The organism is Rothia mucilaginosa, from assembly GCF_001548235.1.
GTDB lineage: Bacteria > Actinomycetota > Actinomycetes > Actinomycetales > Micrococcaceae > Rothia > Rothia mucilaginosa_B.
Genome location: NZ_AP014938.1, coordinates 55,388 through 81,602 on the forward strand (window position 1 = coordinate 55,388; position 26,215 = coordinate 81,602).

Consider the following 26,215-nt stretch of genomic DNA (forward strand, 5'->3'; position numbering starts at 1 on the left):
GAATTTTTTGTCTTATAACTCTTATTGGAATGTTTTTCTCGTGTTTTCATTGAATGTCTAAGACGCGGGTTGGTAGGCTGAAATTGCACTTCAGCATGCCGCCGCTACGGGTCCTCTACTATGTGGATTCGGTGCGGGTTCGGTGCGATGGACTGTCACTCATTGATCCTCTCAACTTCTTTTCTCATTCGCCCTCTTTCATGCAGAAAATTCAGATTGGATCATGATGTCCTCTTTCTTTACGCCTGTTCGTGGCACGCACCGAAGGGTTGCGGGTGCTTCCTTGGTTTTGGGTTTGTCTCCGCTGCTGGCTTTGACGCCGGTGGCGGCTCAGCCGGCGCCCGCCTCCCCTGTGAACACGCAGCAGGCAACTACTCAAGAAACACCGGCCCGTCAGGTGCCTCAAGTGCAGGGTGACAATCCCACCTCTGAACTGGAGAAGGTTGATTTGAAGGTCACGACAGGCCCCCTCAACATTTCTCAGGGCGGTATCATTTCGGTAACGACCTCTCCGTTGAGCGCTGAATTCCGTCAGAAGTACACGTTCCACGAGCTCGCGTTGGTGGAACGGGGTTCCACGTACGTCCATGCCGGGCATCATAATTATGTTCCCCTCACTCAGTACGGTGGGATGGTTAGTGACCTCAAGCAGCAGGGTAATGTGCGAGAGAACCCGGATGGTAGCCTCACCTTCACGCTCGTTGTTCCCGCCCATGTTGTTGAGGCTCCAGAGGGGACTCTCTTCGATACGGTACTGACGTACTACCCGTCGAATGAGTATGCGCCGGATCCGTTAACGTGGTCGAATCGCCGGGTAATCCGTACTCCTACCGATGTGGTGCAGGACGCTAAACCTACGAAGACCACCTACCTCTTCAGTTCACCTTCTATCGAGCATCCGGAAGAGGATACAACCCTGACGGTTGAGGGTTTCCACATCCTCTCGAAAAGCACCATTCTGGGTCCTGAAGGCCCGGCGGTCCTGACCCTTTTTGAGGTTGATCCGGTGACTGGGCGGGGTATTGGTTCACCTGTGTTTACTCAGAACCTGAATTACACCAGGTGTGATCAGTACTGTGATACTTTCTTGAACGACCATTTCAGTACGGCTATCACGATTCCCGGGGGTACCCTCAAAGCGGGCAGGCAGTACAGGATTGGTTTCTACGGCGGTGGTCTTCCTGACCCGACTTCGGAGGAATACCCTGGTGCGTGGATGACCGATGTGGCAGATTTCATCCCGGTAGGTACCCCGGAGCAAGATGAAGCTCCCACCAGCATCTACGTCTCAGGAGATAAGGTGAGCCCTTATCGCGAGAATAATACTTTGAAGGTGACTATTTTGGGTCTGCCGCCGCTGACCAAGGGTTACTACCGTTTCTCCTTGCAGCCGATTGATGATCATGGCCGTCCGACCGGGCAGAAGTCTTGGGAGAAAGTGATTCCTGCCGGGAACATTCAGAAGGGTCGTACGGAGCAGACGCTTTCTCTCCCTGGCTATGCCCTGAATTTTGATGTGGCCTATAGGCTCTTTGTGGAGAAGGTAACCCCGAATCAGGGTGATGGTGTCGATTCGGTTGAGCAGATTGCTTCCAAAGACCTGGACTCGGATATCAGTCAGGAACGGGAGATGGAGGCTGCCAGGAAGTGGATTGTGAACCGTCAAATTCTACCGGACTACCCCACTGATCACGATTGGGAATCAGTGAATCGCCGTTCTGTGACGGTGGCGTTGTACCGGTTAGCGGGTGCGCCGCAGGTTGAGCTTCCGGCAGCCAGCCCTTACACGGATATTACGCCGGACGACCCTGACTATACCGCTATTATTTGGGCTCGTCAGCGGGGTATTACGTTCGGCTGGGTTGATGGTCGATTCCACCCGAATGAGCCGCTTTCGGATCGTTCCACGGCCGCGTTCCTCTACAGGTATCAGCGAGCCCGTGGGGAGGTGTCGCCAAGCTTACCAACGTCTCCTTCACTGCCGGACTCTAACCCGAAGAAACAGACGCATTTCCCGCTTAGCTCTCATTGGCGGCTCTGGATCAGCCCGGAGACTGCTTTTTCACGTGAGTCTAGCTGGGCTATTGAGCAACGTATCTGGGGTTACACTCCTGATCAAGGTTACCTCTATGAGAACTTTGGTGGCTACAAGATGTCGTACCGTCAGGTGGCTGTGATGCTGTACCGTATGGAGCACGGCGGCAGCCGCCTCAGGTAACGCCCGGTCGTGGTGAGGGGTAACCGATGGGCTGGGATGCTCGACGTAGTTCGGCTTTTCAGCCCGCCGGTGCAACCCTTTGTTTCCCCCTCCCCGGCGACTTCTCTTGCCTGGCGCCAGGCTTTACGGGGCGTCTTCTCCCCTAGTCTGGCTTTCAGGTTCTATCCGCTCAACTTCTTCACTCACTTCATCTACTCACTCATTTCAATCACCGTATAAATTTTGTAGATGGGATTATGATGTCTTCATTCTTCGCCCCACGAGGTGCCCCGCACCATTCTGAAACCCCGCGCCACCCGGCGAGCGCACGCGTGCTCAGCCTGTCGCTGCTGCTGGGTTTGAGTCCGCTTGCGGGTATTACTCCCGCTGCGCTGGCTGCGCCTCAAGAAGCACCCGTGCAGAACGCGCCCGTGCAGCAGAACGAACCCGCTCAGAACAAACCTGCGCAGAATAAACCTGCACAGGGTGATCAGCAGGATGCTTCCCTGCCGACCCTGCGCGTGTCCAGCGGTTCCCTCGACATTCTTCACGGCGGTACCGTGCACGTGGAGGGTACCGGGCTGAGCCCCGAGTTCTTGGCGCATCACGAACTGCGTAGCCTCACAATTGCCCCGAAGGGCTCTTCAACCTACGCCAACCCCTACCAGAAAGTCGATCACCGCGGCCTCGTCTTTGACGCCCCGAAACCAGCTGCTGACGGCAGTTTCAGCGCCGACCTGACGGTTCCGGCGAATAGCCTGCCGGCAAACCTGGAGTACGAGGTCATTCTCACCTACCGCCCCGTAGACGATGCGCACCCCTATGCGTGGAACACTGAGGATCGTGTCCGTACGGCGCTGCCGGTGGAGCATAACGTGCCGGAGGGTGTGCTTCCCTCCATCACCTATGATGTTTCGGCTATTTCTGAGGAGCAGATTGCTTCCGGCCAGCCGGTCGAGGTGACGTTGACGGGTACCGGTTTTCAGGATGTCAGTTCTGTAAAATTCACCCTATCCGAGCATGATGAGCAAGGAAAGGTCACGAACGATAATGTGGCTTCGCTTGGTGAGCTGAAAGCACCGGATACGGAAGAGAATCAGCGCATTTTCAAGGGCCTGATTCCGAACGGCTATTTCCAGAAGAAGATCACGATCCCCGCGGGAGTCCTGAAGTCCGGTAAGGGGTATTCCCTGGGTGTTTCCGGTGTAGAAACCCACGGGTGGCCTAAGCTGACGCGTAAGTTCCCCTTCGTTCCTGTGGGCAATAACCCCGCACACATGGCGTATCAGAATAATTCGTTCAGGAACACCCTGCCGAAGGTATCTGTTGCTGCGCAGAATTTTGATCCCGGTCAGGACCGCGTCTATAAGGTGACTATTTCTAATATTTCACCCGAGGTGGACCTGGGGTACTACCTTGATTCTGTGTCGATTTATAACGCTACTTCTGGTGAGCAGGCACCCTTTGCGAGGAATGATGTAGCGGGCCAATACGATAAGCAGGATGAGCTGGTGACCCGCAACGCTGACGGCACTCTGACCGTGGAGGTTGAGTATAAGGTTCACGGTGATTCCTCCTATAGGCCTTCTTCTCGCGGCTCAATGGCTGAAGTGCGTGCAGTGTTCTCGGACTCTAAGTATTCGTACGGTAGCCATAAGTTCACGGTGAGCACCCAGCTTCCGATGGCGCCTCCTGCCGCTGATGCTGTTGATTGGGAGAACCCGGCGAATGTTAAGTTGAAGGTCGATTCGGGCACCCTCAATATTTCTCAGGGCGGCACGGTGTCGGTGACCACTTCCCCGTTGAGCGCCGAGTTCCGTAAGAAGTACGCTTTCTACGAGCTGGCTCTGGTGACGCGCGGGTCGGTGTACGTGTATGAGGAGCACCATAGTTATCCGCCTCTCAACGAGTACGGCGGAATGCTCAAGGATCTGGAGCATCAGGTGCGGGAGAACCCGGACGGTAGCCTCACCTACACGTTTAAGGTTCCCCCGCAATACCTTGAGGTTGCCAACGGTACGCTCTTCGATGTGGTGATGTCGTACTACCCGTTGGATGATTTTGAGCCGGAACCTTCGAGTAGGTCGAACCGTTTGTATGCCCGCGCCCATATTGATGTGGTTCAGGAAGCGCAGCCGACCCGTGGGACCTACACCTTCAGTCAGTCCGCTATCGATAACCCGTGGAAGGATACGACGCTGCGAGTTGAGGGACGCCATGTCCTCTCCCAGGCTAGTGAACTGATTTCTAATGAGTCGCCGGTCGTCGCTATCTATGAGGCTGACCCTGCAACGGGAAAGATGGTGGGTCAGCCCGTGTTCACTCAGCAGGTGGACTACACGTACTCCGGGGTTAACTCCAGGTGGTTCCGCAATAACTATTTCAGCACGGAGCTGAAGATTCCTGCGGGTACGTTGAAGCCGGGCAAGCTCTACTTTATTGGTATGTATGGGGACGGGTTGCCTTACCCCGGCATGGAAGATTCTCCGGGCTCTATGCTGAATGATGTTGCTGAGTTCCTTCCGGTGCGTTCCCCCAATCAGGAAACCGCGCATCCTGCGTTGCACCTTGGGTCGGTGAGACTGAACCCGTACGCAAAGACGAACTCGTTTACGGTGCGCGCTACCGAGCTCTATGCACCGGGTGAAGGATCGTACCGCCTCTCGGTGCAGCACGTTGATGAGCAGGGGCGTTTGACCGGTCAGCCGGTGTTCCAGCGGGCGATCCCCGCTGAGCGCATCAAGGATGGCAGGGTGGAGCTGAATCTGACGATTGATCAGCAGCTGAGCTATTCGGGTGCGTATCGCCTGGTTTTGGAGAAGGTCACCCCCGGTAAGGATGGTGCCGCGGAGTCGGTGGAGCAGCTTGACGTCGAGGATATTCCTCTGAAGCTGACGCGTGAGGATGAGTTGCAGGCGGCTGAACGCTGGTTTGATGAGCGTCAGATTCTGCCTGGTCCTTCGCCGCAGTCCTGGCATAACGATATGACGCGCCGCGATGTGACGGTGGCGCTGTACCGCCTGGCGGGTTCCCCGAAGGTTGAGCTGCCTGCAACCAGTCCTTACGCGGATGTGGCACCGAGCGACCCGGACTACGCCGCGTACATTTGGGCTCGTCAGAAGGGCATTACCTTCGGTTGGGTGGATGGCAAGTTCCACCCGGATGTGCACCTTTCGACCCCGTCGACGGTGGCGTTCCTGTACAGGTACCAGAAGGCGATGGGTAAGGTCACGCCGAAGGCGCCGACCTCTCCCTCATTGCCACGTAGCTCGTCTGTGCCGGGCACCCAGGATGCGCCCCGGAGTACTAGCGGCTGGGAGCATAAGGCTCTTAAGGGTACCGCTTTCTGGCGTGAGGCTCAGTGGGCTGTTGATTACCGCGTGTGGGGTTACCGCGTTGACGGAGAATACCCTTATGAGGGTTTTGATAATTCTTCCATTTCCTCTGGTGATTTTGCGTTGATGCTGTACCGTATGGAGCACGGCGGTAGCCACCTCAGGTAACGCCCGGTCGTGGTGAGGGGGGGGGACCGGTGGGCTGGAATGTTCGGCATAGTTCGACTTTTCAGCCCGCCGGTACCGCCCCTCCTATTCGTTTCTCCAGAACGCTTCTTCTCCCCTGTTGAGGGTTTTCTTTTCACGCTTTATCCGCTCAACTTTTTCACTCACTTCATCTACTCACTCATTCCAATCACCGTATAAATTTTGTAGATGGGATTATGATGTCTTCATTCTTCACACCACGAGGCGCCCCGCGCCACCCGGCGAGCGCCCGCGCGCTCAGCCTATCGTTGCTGCTGGGTTTGAGCCCGCTTGCCGGTATTACTCCGGCGGCGCTTGCAACACCGACCCAGGCAGCACCCGCGCAGGCAGAACCGGAACAGGCAACCCCCGCGCAGGCAGAACCGGAACAGGCAACCCCCGCCTCCCCTACCCTGTTGACCCCTCCCACCCCTGCGGAGGATAAGAAACCTGACAACCCGGTTGGCATGAAGCTCACCTCGGGCACCCTCAATATTTCTGAGGGCGGCACTGTCTCTGTGACCACCGCGCCGCTAAGTGCCGAGTTCCGCGCGAAGTACACGTTCTTTGAGTTCGGCATTGTGGAGCGCGGTCAGAATTACCTTTGGTCACGTTATGGCGATCGCCTTCCTGAGGCGCAGTACGGCAGCAAGGTTGCCGACCTCCGTGCTGAGGGTAAGGCCCACGATAATCCTGATGGGAGCGTCACGTTCACTCTTGATATCCCGAAGCAGTGGATGATGGTTCCGGAGGGTACCCTCTTCGATGTGGTGCTGACTTACTACCCGTCCAATCAGTCGGAGCCGGACCCCTATTCTCCGTATGAAGATCCTCGTAGCACGGCGCGAATTCCTTTGCCCACGGTGCGCGACCCTGAGCCTAATCAGCCGACGTACCGCTACAGCATTTCTGCGATTGATAAGCCGTGGCAGGATACAACTCTGACGGTTGAGGGTTACCATATTCTCCACCCGAATATCGTGGGCGGGTACGACGGCCAAGCGTACGTTACTCTGTATGAGGCAGACCCGGCTACGGGAAAGATTATGGGACGCCCTGTTTTCTCTCACGTGGTTCCGATGACAGGCGACTGCTGGAATTACTGTATCGGGTTCCGTAATAACTACTTCGCCACGAAGATGACAATTCCGGCGGGTACGTTGAAGCCGGGCAGGCTCTATGTGATTGGTATCTACGGTTCTAATCTTCCTCACCCGGGCGAGGAAGACTATAACGGCAGCTTGCTGACCAGTGTTGCGCAGTTCCTTCCGGTGCGGTCTGGGCAACCGAGCGATAACCAGCCGAATCCTGACCAACAGTTGGCGCGTCCGGACTTGTACATTCCGTATAAGCGCGTCAACCCGTATCAGGAGATGAATACTCTCACCGCGCGCGTCTCTAATCTTCCGAAACTTACCGAGGGCTATTACCGTTTCTCGGTTCAGGCGACGGATATTTTTGGCGAGCCGACCGGCGAGAAGGCTTTGGAGCAGATTATCCCTGCTGAGCGCATCCACAATAGTGCCGCTGAGGAGACATTGAATGTCCCCGGTAGTACGCTGAATTATGAGGGGTCTTACAGGGTTGTTCTGGAGAAGGTGACCCCCGGCAAGGATGGCGCCGCAGATGCGGTCGAGCCGGTGGCTTCTGAGAATCTTGACCTCTTGGCGAATACTACCGAGGAGCAGAAGGCGGCTGTTGAGTGGGTTAAGCAGCAGGCTCTTCTGGACGAGAGTAAGACCGTTTTGAGTCGCCGCGACGTCACGGTGGCGTTATACCGCTTGGCGGGTTCCCCGAAGGTTGAGCTGCCTGCAACCAGTCCTTACGCGGATGTGGCACCAAGCAACCCGGACTACACTGCGTACATTTGGGCTCGTCAGAAGGGCATTACCTTCGGCTGGGCGGATGGCAAGTTCCACCCAGAGGCGAAACTTTCGACGCGTTCTACGTTGGCGTTCCTGTACAGGTACCAGCGGATGGTCGCGCCGGCTCCTGTGCCGGAGTCGAGCAGTTTACCGTCTTTGTCTGTGCCTAAGAATAGTAGCGTGCCGGATGATTCTCCCATCCGGGTTTCGCGCTCGCATTGGTCCGATTATGAGCGTACAGATACTGCGTTCTGGAGGGAATCGCTGTGGGCTACTCAGCAGTTCATCTGGGGTTATAAGGATTATTCTCGCCGCTACGCTGAGGATTTCAGTTTGGATTCTGTTTCTTCTTCGGAGTTGGCGGTCATGCTGTACCGCATGGAGCACGGCGGCAGCCGCCTCAAGTAGTTTCGGTGCGTGAAGTGGCTAGTGGGCTGTGTTCTTCGAGTCGTTGTGCCTGCAGGCTCAACAGCTAGACCAGTCCCGCCCCTAGCATCCTTTACAGGTACCGGTGAGAGGAATCGGGAGCGTTACCCGATGGGAATCTTCCCGTGAGTAGCGCCCCGGTTTCCCGGCCCTTGATTTACTCAACCTTTTTCACTCGCTTCACCTATTCACGCTTCACCTGTTCATTCGCTTCACTCACCGTACAGTTTTTTGTAGATGGGATAATGATGTCTTCATTCTTCACACCACGAGGCGCCCGGTGCCGCTCAACTGCGCCGAGCCACCCGGCGAGCGCCCGTGCGCTCAGCCTGTCACTGCTGCTGGGTTTGAGCCCGCTTGCCGGTGTTACTCCGGCGGCACTCGCAGCACCGGCTCAGGCGGCACCTGACCAGCAGGCGCAGCCAGCACAGGTAGCCCCCGCCTCCCCCGCCGCAGCTCAAGAAGATGCTGACGAATCCACGTCTTCGCTTCCGGAGGCGGATGATTCTCGCTATCCTGAAGTGGATGATCATCGCCATCCTGAAATGGAAGGGTTTAAAGTCTCTCCTGAGACTCTCAACATTTCTCGAGGCGGCACCGTAACGCTGACGACGCCTCCGCTCAGTGCTGAATTCCGTCAGAATTACGAATTCTACGAATTTTCTCTGGTTGATCGCGGTTCTTCGTACTTCAAAGCCGCGCATGCCCGCATTGACGGATACGCCTACTTTGGCTACCTCTTTGACCGTGAGCCCAACCCGAAGCAGATGGTAGAAAACCCAGACGGGAGCTACACCTTCTTCCTCAATATTGGGCCGTACATTATTGAGGCTAAAGAAGGCACTCTTTTCGACGTCATTCTGACGTACCACAAGAAGGGCCACCGGAAGGATTTTTGGCCGTCCGAATTCCGTTTTGTGGCGCGTGCACCTATTAATGTTGTGCAGGACCCTAAGCCTACCGAGACGACGTACATTTTCAGTGTGCCCGCAATTGATGACCCGTGGAAGGATACGACTCTGACGATTGAGGGGTTCCATATCCTTACGAGCGGTAGTCGAGAGGGCAAGGACGGCCCCGCGCTTCTGGCTTTTTATGAAGTCGACCCGAAGACCGGAAAGATTGTAGGCGAACCAGAATTCACCACTCGGATTCCGTACCCGGCTTCCCGTAGTGGAGAGCGCGTTTATTTCCTGAATTGGCATTTTAAGACGTCTATTACGATTCCTGGGGGAACGCTTAAGCCGGGTAAGGTCTATAAGATTGGTTTCTACGGTAAAGACCGTCCGGAGGATGAGAATTACCCCGGTGAGTTGCTGAATGATGTTGCAGATTTCATTCCGGTACGTTCGCTTAATAAGGAATCGGCTAGCCCTGAGATGTTTCTGAAGGCTACGACGGTGAGCCCTTATGATGAGGAAAATATCCTTCAGGTACGTGCCGTCGGCTTGAAGAAGCAGCCTGGGGTCTCTTACCGTTTCTCGGTGCAGTATGTTGATGAGCAGGGACATCTAACCGGTCAGAAGACGCTGGTGCAGGAGATTGCTGCTGAGAGCATCCATGACGGCACGGTGGATGAGAAGCTGAACGTCCCCGGTGAGGCACTGAATTATGACGGCTCGTACAGGCTCTTCTTGGAGAAGGTGACTGCTGGCAAGGACGGTACGGTTGAGTCGGTTGAGCAGCTTACTTCGAAGGATCTGCAGCTGCAGTTTACGAAGAATAAGGAGGTCAACGCCGCCTGGGCATGGTTTAAGCACCGTCAGGTTCTTCCTGAGTTTTCTTCTTTGAGTGAGGGACGCGATATGACGCGCCGCGATGTGACGGTGGCGTTGTACCGTCTGGCGGGTTCCCCGAAGGTTGAGCTTCCGGCGACGAGCCCTTATGGAGATATCGCTCCGGATGACCCGGACTACGCGGCGTACATTTGGGCTCGTCAGAAGGGCATTACGTTCGGTTGGGCGGATGGGAATTTCCACCCGGAGATGAACATGCACAATTATTCGACGGCGGCGTTCCTGTATAGGTATCAGCGTTCGCGCGGTATGGTGTCTCCCGGCTTGCCGACTGCCGCACCGCAGTCTCGTAACGGTAGCCTGCCGGGGTCGGATGAATCTGAGGTGAGCGCTAACCCATGGGTTCTAGATTTGGAGGAGGGTAGCGCTTTCTGGCGTGAATCTCGGTGGGCTGTTCAGCAACGCATTTGGGGCTACACCAGGGATTGGGAACACGAACGCTTTTTCATGGAGACAACGTCTGTCTATGACTTGGCGTTGATGCTCTACCGCATGGAGCACGGCGGTAGCCACCTCAGGTAGCACCCGGTCGTGGTGTTAGCTACTTTGGTTGGCTTTCGTCAAATAGGCGACTTTACGACTCTGTGTATGTGCCATTTTTATTGTGGGTGACTTTTATGTTGCCTTGCCCACCGCATTGTGAATATTCTCAACCTGCAGAGGTTGCATAGGTGCGAATTTTTCGAATGCGGTGGGTTTTTTGCGCTTTCTTTTTTGTACAGTGACCAGTGTTTGTGCTTATCAGCACAATATTTAGGCATATTTTCCATATCATGCACATACTTTTTAAAGCTATACTTCACCTTAAGACATGCGATAAAACACACAGTCATTTTTCGCGCTGATGACCTTTCAGGTTCCAGCACGTCTTAACTATTTGCTACGGTGTTTATGCGCACCACACTCGATGCGTGACACCGATAAAAACTGATTGGATAACAATGTCCTCACTTCCCAACCACATGCGCTTTGCGCTACCCAAAAATATGGCCAAGAGCGGCTGCGCCCTCACCCTTGCGGGCGCCATGCTTTTGCCCCTCTCCCCCGCATTTGCGGCCTCTGCTGCTACCCCGGTAGCAACCCAGGGTGTTGCGCAGGGTGAGGTTCAGGGTGCTCAGCGCTTGCAGGTTACCTCCGGCACTTTTGATATTCTCAAGGGCGGCAACGTGACCGTTAGCGGCTCCGGTTTCTCCAAGGACTTCGTTAAGGGCAAGTCGTTCCGCCTGTACGTTGTTCCGAAGGGTGAAAGCATTGCTTTCCCGCCGCACCGTCCGCGTGATTACCCCTTCTATGTTCAGGATGTTCCCGCCTCCGCTTTTGCGGCTGACGGCACCGTGAACCTGACTGCTTCTATCGGCGCTAACTATCTGGAGGCCAATGGCTCGTCCTTCGATGTTGTGCTCGGTTACCGCGATGACGCTGAAGACGGCTGGATTCCCGCGGACGAGGTCCGTACCGAGCTGAAGGTTGCGGATGTTCCCACCGTTGATTCCCCGACCCTGTCGTACGGCGCTTCGTCGGTGAATGCTTCTGAGAACACTAAGGTCACCGTGAACGGTGCCGGTTTCGATAACATTTCGTACAACGGTAGCGAGTCGCTGATTGTTGCGGTTCGTGCGGTTGATCCGGCGACCGGTAAGGCAACCGGCCCCGCGCTGGCTCAGTCGGAGGCTAAGTTCACCTCCTACTCTGCTTTCTTCGGTCAGTACATGGGTTACACCAACGGCCGTTTCTCGACTGTTCTGGACATCCCGGCGGGCACCCTGAAGTCCGGCAGCTCCTATGTTGTGCAGACTTTCGAGTTCAACGTTCCGGAAGATAATGATGAGGCGAACAGCCAGGCGCTGAGCACTCAGGCGTTTGTTCCGGTGAACGGCGAGAACATTAAGAAGGCGTCGCCTTCAGTTTCTTTGAGCACTGACAAGGTGGATCTGAGCTCTTCGACCACTATCCGTGTGAAGGGCAAGAATTTCAGCGTCCCGGCTGGTGCTACCGTGAACGTGCTGTTCTCGGCTGCTGAGGCTGACGGCAACCCGACCGGTGAGGCTCTGGAGAGCATCACCCTGAACGCTGACCGTGTGGCGACCGGCGCGTTTGAGACGACCGTTAACGTTGACGGCACCAAGCTGGATGCTGATAGCCACTACGCTATTTTCGTGACCGTGAACTACGCTGATGGTGGTAGCGAGCGCATCGCGGCTGATTACCTGACTCTGACTGGTGAGTCTGCTAACAAGAAGGCTCGTGAGCGTTTCGCAGACGTTCCGGCTGCTCACGCGAACCACAAGGCTGTTCTGTGGGCTGCTGATCAGAATCTGATTGATTCTCGTGAGAAGGACTGGTTCGGCGTTAATGATGATGCGACCCGCGGTGAGCTGACTGTTGCACTGTACCGTCTGGCTGGTTCCCCGAAGGTTGATCTGCCGGCTACTAGCCCGTACCCGGATGTGAAGACTGACGACCCGAACTACGCTGCGTACATTTGGGCTCGTCAGAAGGGCATTACTTTCGGCTGGTCTGATGGTAAGTTCCACGCGGATGCCGGCATTTCGAATGCTACTGTTGCGGCGTTCCTGTACCGTTTTGACGGTAAGAAGCCGGTTGCTGTAACTGAGGCGCCGTACACCGATGTGAAGGTCGGTTCTGCGTTCTACCGTGAGATTACGTGGGCTAAGCAGCAGAAGCTGCAGGTGTTCCCGGGTTCTGAGTACCACCCGACTGCGCTGGTGAGCCGTGGTGAGCTGGCTGGTTTCTTGATGAACTACAAGGTCCGCTAGAGCTCTATAGGGTCTGCTAGGGCTAGTCTCTAGGGTCTAAAGATTATGCCGGGCTGGCGGTGATGAGACGTTGGTTTTATCCCGCTGGCCCGGCTTTTCTGCGCCTCCTTCAGGGCGGTTACACGGTACTTATAGGACGCCTCGAGGGGTGTGAGTGGGGCTGTTGTCCGCTGCTGGCCCGCAGTTTTTCGGGGTATTTTTGCCGATTAACACGCTAGTGTGGGCTGTACCGCATGTGGGGCACACCTCATGCGGTACCGCTATTGGGCGTTTTTCTGGGTGTTCCGCTCCCCTTTTTAAAGATTGTTCTGTGGAGTGTAAATTAATATTTTTCAAGCTGTAGTTTATGCTTATGACTGTCGCACCCTTGAGCACGCACCCTTATCCGGCTGGGTGCGCGGAACTAGAGGGAGCCTATCACACACCGATACATCAACCACATTGAGGATTTATGTCCCAGGATTTTAAGCAGTCCTCTGATACTGCCCATAATTCTTCTGCACCTCTGCTGGCACCGGAGGACACCCCCGAGGCTTCTTCCCAGGCTGATTCGAAGAAGCATAGGCGCAGCCGCATTGAACTGGCTGTTGGCGCTGTGGCGCTGGCGGGTGTTTTGTATCTGCCTTTCTCCCCTCTTTTCTCTTTCTATGATTCGTCGGAGGCGCGTCTTTCGTCGGCGGATACTGCTGTGCCAGCGACCGCTTCGGCTACTTCTGCTTCTACCGTGGTGTCGAGTTCTTCGACTCAGGGCCCGAAGATTCTGCGTCCGTCCGTGACGGCGCCGGATGCGAACACTATTTTTGTTGATGCTTCCGAGGATTCTGCGTACTATGCGGGTATCCGTTGGGCTGTTCGTACTCAGACGATGGAGCCGGTTTCTGAGGACAATTTTGGTGCTGAGGATCCGGTGACTCGTGGCGAGTTGATCACCATGTTCTATAGGCTGGCGGGTTCGCCGGCGGTGACCCGTCCGGAGCATTCGCCGTATGCGGATGTTGATGAGTCTGACCCGAACTATGATGCGTACCTGTGGGCGCGTCAGGAGCGCATTACTTCCGGTTGGGTTGATGGTAAGTTCCATGCGGAGGCGCGCCTGTCGAATGCTTCTGCTGCGGCTCTTCTGTACCGTGCTGATGGTGCGCAGAAGATTCAGATGTCGGGTACTTCCCCGTTTAGCGATGTGTCGTCTGCGACTCCGTTCTACCGTCAGATTGTGTGGGCGTCTCGCCATGGCGTGTCGACGGTGTCTGAGGGTAATGCTTTTGAGCCGACGGCGCAGACGTCTCGTGGACGTGTTGCGATGATGATGTACCTGTATTTCCGCACTTCGTAGTTTTTACATTTCCTAGTTTTCGCACTTCGTTTTAGCGCTTTGCTTTAGCGTATTTGGCGGCCCCGTACTCCCGGTGGGAGTGCGGGGCCGTTTACGTACGCGGGGGGGGTGTTTCTGGGCTATGAAATACCGTGCGATGAAATATTTCAGAAGGTTCAAGTTTCTCTTGAGTAAAGTAGATATTTCTACCTGAAGGTTTGTTAGGGTGGGAATATCCCCTGTACCGATAGGGGGTACACTCGACCACTTCTCATTGGGTTGGCGCAGATTCGACGGCGCAGATTCAACAGATAATCCCCCATAGAAGACGCAATAATCAATCCAATGGGACATATTTCTAAGGATGTTCCATGTCCTCACTTCCGGGCTCTAAGCCTTCACTTCTGCATGCAACCCGCAGCTGTAGCGCGCTGGCGCTGGCGGGTGCGATTGTTCTGCCGATGTCTCCTGCGATTGCTCATGCTGCTGCGGATGCTCCTGCGGCGGCTGTTGCTGGTCAGCCGGATGATCGCGTCCGTGAGAATCCCGCTGATACTTCTGACGATTTCAATCCCCACTTGGGCTACCACTCATTGAAGAACACTGATCAGGATCAGATTCTAAACTTCTGGGGTTGGGGGTTCGGCGGCACTATTAACTCCCCGAAGGGTGTCCAAATCGTTGTGCGAGAGGTGGGCGTAAACGCCCCGGCTCTGGTGGTTAGCGACATCATTGAATATAACCACAAGGAGCTGGCTTTCACGTACCATGACGGCTACATAAACGGTACGGCGAAGATTCCGGCAAACACCCTGGATAAGTCAAAAGATTATGTTGTCGAGGTGTGGGGTAACAAGGGCTATAAGGACGGCGAGTTTATTGCCCCCGTCGTAGGTAAGGCACCCGAGGACCGCGGCACCCTGCTTGCTACCCAGGAGCTGGACTTCGAAGGCGGCGACAGCATGACGGCTGCTGATATTCCGGGTAAGACCCCGCAGAAGGTTACGTTCAGGTATCGGTACGACAACAAGGAACAGTGGCTGTACACGGCTGAGGGCGGCACCATCTACGTGAGGGGTTGGGGCTACACCAAGGAGTGGCGTGAGAAGCACGGCAAGGTAGTGTTTTACATTGCTACTTCTCGGGGTGTTCCTGACGACGGTGATTTCCTGCCTGCTAAGGATGTGTTGCTCCGTTTTGAGGAGGGTAAGGATTTCACCATTGCTGAAAACGGCACCCTGAATGCTCAGTTGACGGTTAAGCCCGGTGAGCTGCAGAACTACTATGAGCCTCGTACCCCCTTCCCCGGTGCCCCGAGTTATGAGAAGCGTTACGAGGTGAATTATGAGATTGGCATGTTTACCGAGAAACAGGGTCAGCCCCCGCTGACCCTTGATGATCTGCGGGCTGGCAAGAACGTGCTGTTTCATAGTGCGCTGTACACTCAGGCGTTCCGACCCAGCCCGTTTGCTCCCAAGGTGGAGTACAAGGCTCTGGGTGATACTACCGCTGATCAGAATATTTACTTCTTGGGTACCGGATTCTACGGCAAGTTTAACTTCAACAGGGGTGTTCAGTATGTGATTCGTGAGAAGGGCTCGAACACCCCGGTTCTGGCGACGAGCGACATTTTTGAGTATAACCACGACAGCCATTTTTCTGAGTTCAAGAACGGCAAGGTACGCGGCGTCGTGAAGGTTCCGGCGAATACTCTGGATCCGGCGAAGAAGTACGTCGTGGAGGTTTGGAGTAACAACGGCTACAAGAACGGCGAGAATGCCGGCCCTGTGGTGGGTAAGGCGCCTGAGGGCCGCAGTGAGCTGTTGGCTTCTCAGGACCTGAACTTCAAGGGGTCTGACGCTGCTGAGGGTAAGCAGCCCAGCCTGACTGATGAGCAGCGTAAGGAACGCGCTACCCGCGGCGAGCTGACGGCTGCGCTGTACGCTCAGGCTGGTAGCCCCAAGGTGAACCTCCCGGTGGTCTCCCCCTGGCCGGATGTAAAGACCACCGACCCGAACTACGCCGCTTACGTGTGGGCTCGCCAGAAGGGCATTACTTTCGGCTGGTCTGATGGTAAGTTCCACGCGGATGCTGGCATTTCGAACGCTACCGTTGCGGCGTTTACTTACCGTGCGGCGGGTTCCCCTACCCTTGATCATGACTGGCACTCGTACACTGATTTGGCCCCGGATTCTGCGTTTTTCCGTGAGATTGTGTGGGCTGGTCAGAACAAGGTTGCGCTGAGCACCAGCGGCACGTTCAACCCCAAGCATATGGTGACTCGCGGTGAGCTGGAGGTTCTGATGATGGCTTTCTAGGCTCGCTAAGCTGGCTCTGCTTACCGACTAGCCGTGCGAATAGCCCCGTGTTCCCGAGCAGGTTCTCTGTTTGGGAGCACGGGGTTCTTTTTTCGGGTTTAGCCTGCTGGGTTCTTTTTTAGCGGCTGGTCAACCTGTGAAAACCCTCAGAACCTTCAAGTCTCTCTTGAGTGTTCCTGACATCCGTTCAACCCTTTGCTAGGGTGAAAGTATCCCCTGGATCGACGGGGATATTCGACCACTTCTCATTGGGTTGGCGCAGATTCGACGAAGATTCCTCACCACCTTTTAGAAACTGCATCGGCGCGATGGGTTCGACCGATAAGGAATGATTATGTCCGCTCTTCCGAATTTCAAGGCTTCGTCCTTCTTCCGTGCAGCACGGGGTTGCGGTGCATTGGCGTTGGCTGGCGCGATGGTTCTGCCGATGGCTCCGGCGCTTGCTCAGAATGCTGCTGCGGATGCTCCTGCAGCTGCAGTGGCTGGTTCTCTGCCGGCTGACCCTGCTCCGAAGGCCGCTGTCCCCCAGAAGGCTGACGCTTTTACCCCTCACTGGCGTTACAACGCTCTGGCTGATACGTCTAAGGATCAGGAGCTTCTCTTCTCCGGTTGGGACTTCAACGGTGAGATTCAGTCCCCCAAGGGTGTGCAGATTCTTGTTCGCGAGAAGGGTTCGAACACCCCGGTTCTGGCTATTAGCGACGTTATCGAGTACAACGACCCCGAGTATGCGTTCCAGTACCAGCATGGGCTCCTCAACGGTAACGTTAAGATTCCCGCTAACACCCTGGATACTACGAAGCAGTACACCGTTGAGGTGTGGGGCAGCAACGGCTATGAGGACGGCGAGTTCATTACCCCAGTTGTCGGCAAGGCACCCGAGGGTCGCGGTACTCTGCTCGCATCTCAGGCGCTGAACTTCAATGGTTCTGACGGTTCGCAGGCTGCGGATGTTCCGGGCGCTAAGGCAACCCAGGAGGATACCCCGACGTTCGAGGTTCTGTACGATGGCAAGGCTCAGCTGCTGTACACCTTCGAGGGCGGTACCGTCCACGTGAAGGGTTCGGGTTTCACCAAGGAGTGGCGTGAGAAGCACGGCAAGGTGGCGGTTTACCTGGCCGCTTCTCAGGGTGTTCCCGATGGTAGCCTTCTGCCCGCTGATGATACGCCGCTGCGTTTTGAGGAGGGTAAGGACTTCACCATTGCTGAGGACGGCACCCTGGACGCTGAGCTGACGGTCAAGCCGGACGTGCTTCAGCGCTACTATGAGCCTCGCGATTACTTCCCCGGTATCCCGCGTTACGAGGTGCGTTACGAGGTTGACCTGGTTGCTGAGCAACAGGGTCAGACCCAGCTGACCCTTGAGGATCTGTGGGCTGGTAAGAACGTGATTCGCCGTATTGCGGTGCAAACTCAGGTGTTCCGTCCCAGCCCGTTTGCTCCCAAGGTGGAATACAAGGCTCTGGGTAACACTGCCGCTGATCAGGACATTTATTTCTCGGGTACCGGTTTCTACGGTGAGATTCACTCCGTCAAGGGTGTTCAGTATGTAATCCGTGAGAAGGGTTCGAACACCCCGGTTCTGGCAACCAGCGACATCATTGAGTACAACCACCACGACCGTGCCTTTGAGTATGTGAACGGTGTAGTGAACGGCACCGTGAAGGTTCCGGCTAACACCCTGGATACTTCGAAGAAGTACGTGGTGGAGGTCTGGGCTAATGACGGCTACAGCGAGAGCGGCGAGTTCCTTGCCCCCGTTGTGGGTAAGGCGCCTGAGGGTCGCGGTGAGCTGTTGGCTTCTCAGGACCTGAATTTTAAGGGTTCTGACGCTGTTGAGGATAAGAAGCCTAGCTTGACCGATGAGCAGCGCAAGGAACGCGCTACCCGCGGCGAGCTGGCGGTGGCTCTGTACCTTCAGGCTGGTGCCCCCGAGGTGAAGCTGCCGGAAGTCTCTCCCTGGCCGGATGTGAAGACTGACGACCCGAACTACGCCGCCTACATTTGGGTTCGTGAGAAGGGCATCAGCTACGGCTGGTCGGACGGCAAGTTCCACGCGGACGCAGGTATCTCGAACGCTACCGTCGCAGCATTCACCTACCGTGCGTCGGGTTCTCCTGCGGTTAAGGGCGATTCCCCCTACGTGGATGTTAAGCCTGGTGCTCCGTTCTATCGTGAGATTGTGTGGGCTAGCCAGAATTTGCCTACTGTGTACGGTGGTCACTATTTCCTTCCTAAGCAGCTGCTGACTCGCGGCCATCTGGAGACTGTTCTGACTGCTTTCCAGTCTCGTTAAGCTAGCTCGCTAAGCTGGCTCTGCTTATCGTCTAGCTGCACGAATAACCCCGTGTTCCCGAGCAGGTTTTCTGTTCGGGTGCACGGGGTTCTATTTTTGGGTTCTGTTCTCGGGGTTTAGCTTGCTGAGTTTAGCTTGCCGAGCTCAATTTTTAGTGGCTGGTCAACCTGTGAAAAACCTCAGAACCTTCAAGCCTCTCTTGAGTGTTTCCTGACATCTGTTCACCCCTTTGCTAGGGTGAAAATGTCCCCGAAACCGACGGGGATATTCGACCACTTTTCTCATTGGGTTGGCGCAGATTCGACGGAGATTTCTCACCCCGAAACCCTATGAAACTGCATCATCCCGGTGGGTACGACCCGTAAGGATGATGTATGTCCTCGCTTCCGAACTCTAAGTCTTCGTTCCTCCGTGCGGCGCAGGGTTGCGGCGCACTGGTGCTGGCTGGTGCGATGGTTCTGCCGATGACTCCGGCACTCGCCCAGGATGCGGCACCTGCTGCTAATGCACCGGCGGCAAATGCTGTGACCCCCAAGCCTGCGGCTCAGGATGTTGCCGCGCAGCCGACGTACTCCACCGACTATGACACCATTTTTTACACCGGTGAGGGCGGCACCGTGACCCTGAAGGGTACCGGTTTCACCAAGGAATGGCGTGAGCAGCACGGCACCGTTGTCTTCTACATTGCCGCTACGAAGGATCGCCCCGGTAACGCAGAGCCTTCAACCTCGATGCTTCGCTTTGAAGAGGGTAAGGACTTCACCATTGCCGATGACGGCACTTTTGAGGCAAAGCTGACCATCAAGGCTAAGGCTCTGGAGAGTTTCTACACTCCCATCGATTATTTCCCGGGTATCACCCTGGATGAGGTGCGTTACGAGACGGGTATTTTGACCGAGGCTAAGGGCCAGCCGCAGTCGAGCATTGAGGATATTTGGGCTCGCAAGAACGTTATCGCCCACCACCCGATGTACACCCGCGCCTACCATCCTGAAGTCATGGCACCTAAGTGGAAGTATGATGCTCTGAAGGACACCACGAAGGATCAGGAACTGCTGGTCCAGGGTGAGGGTTTCGTTGGTGAGGAGCTGCCCGGCCGTGAGGGTGCCATGTACGTGATTCGTGAGAAGGGCACCGGCACCCCCGTCCTGGCGATGAGCGATATGAAGTCCTACTATGAAGGTCCCGATGGCGTAACCCGCCTGGAGGGAGGCACTCTTTACCGCACCATCAAGATCCCCGCAAACACCCTGGATTCGTCTAAGCAGTACGTCATTGAGGCGTGGAGCGACTACGACTACGACCTCACCAAGAAGGACAGGCCTCTCATCACCCCGATTGTGGGTTTGGCGCCGGAGCACCGCGGTGTTCTTATGGGCCGTCAGGATCTGAAGTTTGAGGGTGTTCCGGACTTCATGGATGCTACTGCGCCCGCGCGAGAATACAAGACCTTCACCTCGAAGCTCACCTACCAGGAGCAGCAGCAGCGCGCTACTCGCGGCGAGTTGACTGCGGCGCTGTACGCTCAGGCTGGTAGCCCCAAGGTGAACCTCCCTAAGACCTCCCCCTGGCCGGATGTGAAGACCACCGACCCGAACTTCCCCGCCTACGTGTGGGCTCGCCAGAAGGGCATTACTTTCGGCTGGGCTGATGGTAAGTTCCACGCGGAGGCAAGCATCTCGAACGCTACCGTTGCGGCGTTCACCTACCGCGCAGCGGGTTCCCCGGCTGTTTCTGGTGTTTCTTCGTTCACGGATGTTAATCCGAGTTCCGCTTTCTACCGTGAGATTCTGTGGTCCACTCAGCAGTATGTCATTAATCCGGATTTCGGCTCTTTTAATGCGACGGACCTGGTGAATCGTGGTCAATTGGAGCAGATGCTGTTCAACTTCCAGAACCGCGCCAAGTAGAACGGTGCAGGGTAGAACCGCGCTATGTAAGACGGACTAGTTCTAAGCTGAATACCCCGTGTTCCCGAATGGTTTTTCTATTCGGGAACACGGGGTTTTCTATGCCCGTTTTCTCTGCTTTTTTCTGCACCTATTTTTGGGTGCTCGCGGAATCATTGCGGCACAGAATTCAAAACTTTCAACTATTCCTTGAGATTTCTCGCGACTTCTCATTAAGGGTTTGATATGCTGAGGCTACCCCCAAAACCGACGGGGATAATCAACGACTTTCTTATTGGATTAACACAACTTCGACGGTGAAGATTCGGCTGGGAATCATCCTGCAGGAATTGCAAACATCCAATGGGACGTACTATAAGGATGTTTCATGTCCTCACTTCCGAGTTCTAAGTCTTCATTCCGCCGTGCAACGCAGGGTTGTTGCGCGCTCATGTTGGCTGGCGCGATGGCTCTGCCGATGACTCCGGCGCTGGCTCAGGATACAGCGCCGGTCACTAACATTTCTGCCCCTAACGCACCGGTTGCCGATACCGCCTCCCCGGTTTCTCAGGACGTCACGGATGGCCCGTCTTTCACCATTGATTATGGGGAGGGTGCGGCTTTGTACACCGATGAGTACAACGAAATTACGGTGAGGGGCACCGGCCTCACCAAGGAATGGCGTGAGCAGCACGGCAAGGCAGTCCTTTACATTGCCGCCACAAAAGATCGTCCCGGCAACACTGAGCCTTCAACGTCGGTGCTTTTCTTTAAAGAAGGTTGGCGTTTCCCTATTGCCGATGACGGCACTTTTGAGGCCACCCTGACTATCAAATATGGCGACTTGGCTACTTTCTACGACCCCATCCGTTATGATGCCCCGAATTTCCGCTGGGAAGAGGTGCGTTATGAGATTGGCATCCTTACCGTGGGCGAGGATCAGCCGTGGCCGACCATTGAGGATATTTGGGCTCGTAAGAATGTAGCTATCCACCAGCCGATATATGCCCGTCGCCATCCTGAAATTATCTGGACCCATTGGAGGTACGATGCCCTGAAGGACACCGCGAAAGATCAGGAGGTGATGATTGAGGGTGAGGGTTTCAGCGCGTATGAGCTCCCCGGTCGTGAGGGTGTCATGTACACGATTCGAGAGAAGGGCACCGGCACCCCCGTCCTGCTCATGAGCGAGATGGAGCGCTACTACGAACGTAGCAATGGCGTAATGGCGCTGTGGGGAAACGCTGTTTACCGCACCATCAAAATTCCCGCGAACACTCTGGATCCGTCTAAGCAGTACGTCCTTGAAGCGTGGAGTGACTACGGCTATGTCAGCCAGACGGATAAGACTCTGATTACACCGATGGTGGGATACGCGCCGGAGCACCGCGGTGTCCTTATGGGCCGTCAGGACCTGAAGTTTGAAGGTCTTAAGGAATTCACGAATGTATCTTTACCCAAGCCCAAGTATAAGCACCTCTTCTCAAAGCTTAGCGATGAGGAACAGCAGCAGCGCGCTACTCGCGGTGAGCTAGCTGCAGCACTGTACCTTCAAGCTGGCGCCCCCAAGGTGAACCTCCCGGCAGTCTCCCCGTGGCCGGATGTAAAGACAGACGACCCGAACTACGCTGCGTACATTTGGGTTCGTGAGAAGGGCATCAGCTTCGGCTGGTCTGATGGTAAGTTCCATGCGGATGCAGGTATTTCACGCGCTACTGTTGCGGCGTTCACCTACCGTGCAGCAGGTTCCCCAGCTGTTTCCGGTGTTTCTTCGTTTACGGATGTGAATCCGAGTTCCGCCTTCTACCGTGAGATTTTGTGGTCTGCTCAGCATGGTGTCATTAACCCGCAGAGGGGTATTTTTGAGGCGACCACGATGGTAAATCGTGGTGAGCTGGAGCAGATGATGTTCATTTTTCAGAACCGCACTGACTATGGTGGGCTGGTTCTAGTCTGAGTCATAACCCCGTGCATCCTGAGAGTCTTCTTCTCACCGGGTGCACGGGGTTCAGCTTTTACCGGCTGATCAACCTGTGAAACGCCTCAAAACTTTCAAGCTTCCCTTGAGTGTTCTCTGACATCTACCTGAGGGTTTGATAGGGTGAAAATGTCCCCGCAACCGACGGGGCTTTCAACCACTTTTCTCATAGGGCGCGTGCAGATTCAACGGCGAATTCCCTACCCGCCGTTGAGCCCGCAGAGCCCTGCGAGAAACAACTTTAAGGATGTCTTATGTCCTCGCTTCCGAATTCTAAATATTCTTTCCTCCGCGCCGCTCAAGGTTGCAGCGCGCTGGCGTTGGCTGGTGCTATGGTTCTGCCGTTGGCCCCGGCACTGGCTCAGAATGCAGCTCCTGCCGCTGATGCCGCTGTTGCTGCCGCTACCCCGCAGGTAGCCGACCAGGACGCTGCGGCTACCCCGACCCTGGATGTGTCTCTCCCCAATGGTTACAACTACGACGGCGTAAACATCTTCCTCGTAACGACCGAGGGCGGTACCGTTCATGTGAAGGGCGCAGGTTACACCAAGGAGTGGCGCGCTCAGCACGGCACCGTGGCGCTGTACATTGCTCCCGCGAACTACGCGCCCTCCGGCTACGAGATTCCGACTTCGAAGATGCTGCGCTTCGTGGAGGGTCAGGACTTCACCATTGCCGATGACGGCACTTTTGAGGCTGATCTGAAGGTTGAGGCGTACAAGCTTGCTGCCTACTACTTCATCGATGATGACAACTTCCACGACCCGACCGGCGGCACCAAGTACGATGTCCTCTACGAAATTCGCGTGGTTGCTGAACAGAAGGATCAGAAGCCGCTGACCGCTCAGGATCTGTGGACCAGCAAGAACGTGGTGAGCACCCAGGTGCTGAATACTATGGGCGAGAAGCCGGCGCCGTTCGCACCGCGCCTGGGTTACAACGCTGTGACTGACCCCGCAAAATCACAGGATCTGAACGTTGGTGGCCAGGGGTTTAACGGCGATATTCACTCCGTTAGGGGCGTTCAGCTCGTGGTTCGTGAGAAGGGCTCGAACACCCCGGTTCTGGCAACCAGCGACATTATCGAGTTTGACCACCCCACCCAGTCTTCGGCGTACCGTGATGGCAACCTGAACGGTACCGTAAATCTTCCGGCAAACACTCTGAATGCTTCGAAGAAGTACGTGATTGAGGTCTGGGCTAACGACGGTTACGGCAATAACGGTAAGCTGATCGCACCGGTCGTGGGCAGGTCCACCAAGGGCCGCGGTACCCTACTCGCATGGCAGGACCTGGACCTGAACGGCACGAACGGTTATAGGGATGCTAACCTGCCCAACGCTCAGGACCCCAATGAGAACGATAACCAGAGCCCTGATCCTTCCGACGAGAAGCTGGAGACCCTCGCTACCCGCGGTGAGCTCGCAGCTGCCCTGTACATTCAGGCGGGCACCCCCGAGGTGAAGCTGCCTGAGACTTCTCCCTGGCCGGATGTGAAGACCACCGACCCGAACTTCCCCGCGTACGTGTGGGCTCGTCAGAAGGGTATTACCTTCGGCTGGTCGGACGGCAAGTTCCATGCTGATGCAGGCATTTCGAACGCTACCGTTGCGGCGTTCACCTACCGTGCGGCTGGTTCGCCCGCGGTTAAGGGCGACTCCCCGTACAGTGATGTGGCTCCCGGTTCGGCGTTCTACCGTGAGATTCTGTGGGCTCAGCAGAACAAGGTGGTGCTGAACGCTAACGGCGCTTTCGATGCTCAGTACATGGTGACTCATGGTGAGTTGGAGACTCTGATTGAGGCGTTCCAGGCTCGCGCTAAGTAAGGTCGTTTAGCCCGCCCGCATCCCCCTCGGGTTTTACCTTGAGGGCGCGTGCGGCGCGTCGGATAACTCTCTGGTTCCCCGTGCTCCCGAATGGTTTTCTGTTCGGGAGCACGGGGTTCACCTTTTAACAGCTACCGCTGTGTGAGATTTCTCGAAACCTTAAAGTATCCCTTGAGTGTTTCCTGACAATCGTTCAACGCTTTGATAGGGTGAGGATATCCCCGAAACCGAGGGGGATTTTCAACCACTTTTCTCATAGGGCGTGCGCAGATTCGACGGTAGATTCTCAGCCTGCCGGTAAGCTTGCGCAGCCCCGGAGAAATGACCCTAAGGATGTCTCATGTCCTCGCTTCCGAACTCTAAGTCTTCATTCTTACACGCGGCCCGCAACTGTAGCGCGCTCGTACTGGCGAGCGCGATGGTCCTGCCGATGACCCCGGCGCTGGCCCAGGATGCAACCCCCGCCGCAAACGTGCCCGTTGCTAATGCGCCGACTGCCAATACCCCCGCCCCTGCAACTCAGGATGTCGCGGATGAGCCGTCTTTCACCGTTGTCTATGAGGATTACTACTACCAGGACGGCCGTGACGTCTTCAAGCAAGAGGGCGACGGCCTGTACACCGGTGAGGACAGTAAAATTACGGTTCTGGGCACCGGCTTCACCAAGGAGTGGCGCAAGCAGCACGGCAAGGTAGTCATCTACATCGCACCCGAGGAGAACGTCCCCTACAACGCCCATCAGGTGACCGATACCCTCTTGCGGTTTGAAGAGGGCAAGGACTTCACCATTGACGATGACGGCACCTTTGTCGCCCCTCTGAATGTTGAGGCTAATACTTTGCCGAGTTACTACACCCTCACGGAGTATTTCCCGGATATGACTCTGGACAAGGTGCGTTACGAGGTTGGCATCCTTGCCGAGCCCGAGGGCCAGCCGCAGTCAACCGTTCAGGATATCTGGGCTCGCAAGAACGTTGTGACGCATCACGGTCTGAGCACCAATGATTATCACTTCGACACCTTCGCACCTAAGTTGAAATACGACGCTTTGAAGGACACCACGAAGGATCAGGAGCTGCTGATTCAGGGTCAGGGCTTCGTAGGGACTGACATCCCCGGCGTTGAGGGCATGATGTACGTCATTCGCGAGAAGGGCACGGGTTCCCCCGTCCTGGTTATGAGCGAGATGAAGCGTTACGTCCACGGTGATGATGAATACGAGACGGGCCTGGAGGGAGGCTTCGCTTTCGTCAATCTCAAGATTCCCGCGAACACGCTGGATCCGTCCAAGCAGTACGTCATTGAGGCGTGGAGCGACTACGGTTACCCCAGCAAGACGGATAAGACTCTCATCACCCCGATGGTGGGTTTTGCCCCGGAGCACCGCGGAGTTCTTTTGGCGCACCAGGATTTGAAGTTTGAGGGTGTCCAGCGGTTCACGAATGCTTACGTACCCGTAGAGGAACGTATGTACTTTTCGACATCGCTGAACGACGAGGAACGGAATCAGCCCGCCACCCGCGGTGAGCTGGTTTCCGCCCTTTATGAGATGAAGGGCAGCCCCAAGGTGGACCTTCCTGAAGTCTCCCCGTGGCCGGATGTGAAGACGGACGATCCGAACTACGCCGCCTACATTTGGGCTCGTGAAAAGGGTGTTACCTTCGGCGGACCTGACGGAAAGTTTCACGCGGAGGACGGTCTCACGAATGCAACCGTTGCCGCAATGATTTACCGTGCGTCTGGTTCACCGGAAGTATCAGGTGTTTCGTCCTTCCCGGATGTTACGCCGGATTCCGCGTTCTACCGTGAGATTCTGTGGGCTACCCAGCAGAATGTTATTACTCCCGAGACCGGCATGTTTGAACCGAATCATGCTGTGACCCGCATTGAGTTGGAGTGGATGTTGTTTTATTACCGGCATCGTGTGCTGAACCCTATCACTACCGGCCTGTATCGCATTGCTAACTAAGTAGGCCAGGTAACTAAGTAGGCCGGGCCGGTTCTAGCCCGGGTA

General features: G+C 55.8%; 12 protein-coding genes. All 12 read left to right on the plus strand.

What is annotated here, in order from left to right:
• The first annotated feature begins 223 nt into the window (after positions 1-223).
• Positions 224-2,218 carry an S-layer homology domain-containing protein gene (locus RM6536_RS00240; RefSeq protein ID WP_231917971.1) on the plus strand — a complete coding sequence of 665 codons (1,995 nt, stop codon included), beginning with the start codon at positions 224-226 and terminating at the stop codon, positions 2,216-2,218.
• A gap of 236 nt (positions 2,219-2,454) precedes the next feature.
• Positions 2,455-5,700, plus strand: a complete 3,246-nt coding sequence (locus tag RM6536_RS00245; protein WP_060823565.1) for a hypothetical protein — start codon at positions 2,455-2,457, stop codon at positions 5,698-5,700.
• A gap of 215 nt (positions 5,701-5,915) precedes the next feature.
• Entirely contained in the window at positions 5,916-7,991 is a 2,076-nt protein-coding gene (locus tag RM6536_RS00250) for a hypothetical protein (protein WP_060823566.1), read from the plus strand.
• A 263-nt stretch (positions 7,992-8,254) separates the two neighbouring features.
• On the plus strand, positions 8,255-10,327 hold the full coding sequence (locus RM6536_RS00255) for a hypothetical protein (protein WP_060823567.1): 2,073 nt from the start codon (positions 8,255-8,257) through the stop codon (positions 10,325-10,327).
• A gap of 419 nt (positions 10,328-10,746) precedes the next feature.
• A complete protein-coding gene (locus RM6536_RS00260) occupies positions 10,747-12,582 on the plus strand; it encodes an S-layer homology domain-containing protein (RefSeq protein ID WP_060823568.1) in 1,836 nt (611 codons plus the stop codon).
• Between the two features lie 451 nt (positions 12,583-13,033).
• Positions 13,034-13,915 carry an S-layer homology domain-containing protein gene (locus RM6536_RS00265; RefSeq protein WP_060823569.1) on the plus strand — a complete coding sequence of 294 codons (882 nt, stop codon included), beginning with the start codon at positions 13,034-13,036 and terminating at the stop codon, positions 13,913-13,915.
• A 350-nt stretch (positions 13,916-14,265) separates the two neighbouring features.
• Positions 14,266-16,212: a hypothetical protein gene (locus RM6536_RS00270; protein ID WP_060823570.1), complete on the plus strand. Its 1,947-nt coding sequence runs from the start codon at positions 14,266-14,268 to the stop codon at positions 16,210-16,212.
• A gap of 334 nt (positions 16,213-16,546) precedes the next feature.
• Positions 16,547-18,508 (plus strand): hypothetical protein, encoded by a 1,962-nt coding sequence (locus tag RM6536_RS00275; protein WP_060823571.1) that lies wholly within the window; start codon positions 16,547-16,549, stop codon positions 18,506-18,508.
• Positions 18,509-18,882: 374 nt separating this feature from the next.
• The gene (locus tag RM6536_RS00280; protein ID WP_060823572.1) at positions 18,883-20,418 is read left to right on the plus strand and encodes an S-layer homology domain-containing protein; all 1,536 of its coding nucleotides are present in this window, start codon (positions 18,883-18,885) and stop codon (positions 20,416-20,418) included.
• Between the two features lie 367 nt (positions 20,419-20,785).
• A complete protein-coding gene (locus RM6536_RS00285; protein WP_060823573.1) occupies positions 20,786-22,354 on the plus strand; it encodes an S-layer homology domain-containing protein in 1,569 nt (522 codons plus the stop codon).
• Between the two features lie 275 nt (positions 22,355-22,629).
• Positions 22,630-24,201, plus strand: coding sequence for a hypothetical protein (locus tag RM6536_RS00290; RefSeq protein ID WP_060823574.1), 1,572 nt, complete (start codon positions 22,630-22,632; stop codon positions 24,199-24,201).
• A gap of 340 nt (positions 24,202-24,541) precedes the next feature.
• Positions 24,542-26,170 (plus strand): S-layer homology domain-containing protein, encoded by a 1,629-nt coding sequence (locus RM6536_RS00295; RefSeq protein WP_060823575.1) that lies wholly within the window; start codon positions 24,542-24,544, stop codon positions 26,168-26,170.
• Positions 26,171-26,215: the final 45 nt, after the last annotated feature.

What these genes read in the sequence shown, in the direction of transcription:
- RM6536_RS00240 (WP_231917971.1), top strand. Translation starts at nt 224, where the DNA reads ATGATGTCCTCTTTCTTTACGCCTGTTCGTGGCACGCACCGAAGGGTT.
- RM6536_RS00245 (WP_060823565.1), top strand. Translation starts at nt 2,455, where the DNA reads ATGATGTCTTCATTCTTCGCCCCACGAGGTGCCCCGCACCATTCTGAA.
- RM6536_RS00250 (WP_060823566.1), top strand. Translation starts at nt 5,916, where the DNA reads ATGATGTCTTCATTCTTCACACCACGAGGCGCCCCGCGCCACCCGGCG.
- RM6536_RS00255 (WP_060823567.1), top strand. Translation starts at nt 8,255, where the DNA reads ATGATGTCTTCATTCTTCACACCACGAGGCGCCCGGTGCCGCTCAACT.
- RM6536_RS00260 (WP_060823568.1), top strand. Translation starts at nt 10,747, where the DNA reads ATGTCCTCACTTCCCAACCACATGCGCTTTGCGCTACCCAAAAATATG.
- RM6536_RS00265 (WP_060823569.1), top strand. Translation starts at nt 13,034, where the DNA reads ATGTCCCAGGATTTTAAGCAGTCCTCTGATACTGCCCATAATTCTTCT.
- RM6536_RS00270 (WP_060823570.1), top strand. Translation starts at nt 14,266, where the DNA reads ATGTCCTCACTTCCGGGCTCTAAGCCTTCACTTCTGCATGCAACCCGC.
- RM6536_RS00275 (WP_060823571.1), top strand. Translation starts at nt 16,547, where the DNA reads ATGTCCGCTCTTCCGAATTTCAAGGCTTCGTCCTTCTTCCGTGCAGCA.
- RM6536_RS00280 (WP_060823572.1), top strand. Translation starts at nt 18,883, where the DNA reads ATGTCCTCGCTTCCGAACTCTAAGTCTTCGTTCCTCCGTGCGGCGCAG.
- RM6536_RS00285 (WP_060823573.1), top strand. Translation starts at nt 20,786, where the DNA reads ATGTCCTCACTTCCGAGTTCTAAGTCTTCATTCCGCCGTGCAACGCAG.
- RM6536_RS00290 (WP_060823574.1), top strand. Translation starts at nt 22,630, where the DNA reads ATGTCCTCGCTTCCGAATTCTAAATATTCTTTCCTCCGCGCCGCTCAA.
- RM6536_RS00295 (WP_060823575.1), top strand. Translation starts at nt 24,542, where the DNA reads ATGTCCTCGCTTCCGAACTCTAAGTCTTCATTCTTACACGCGGCCCGC.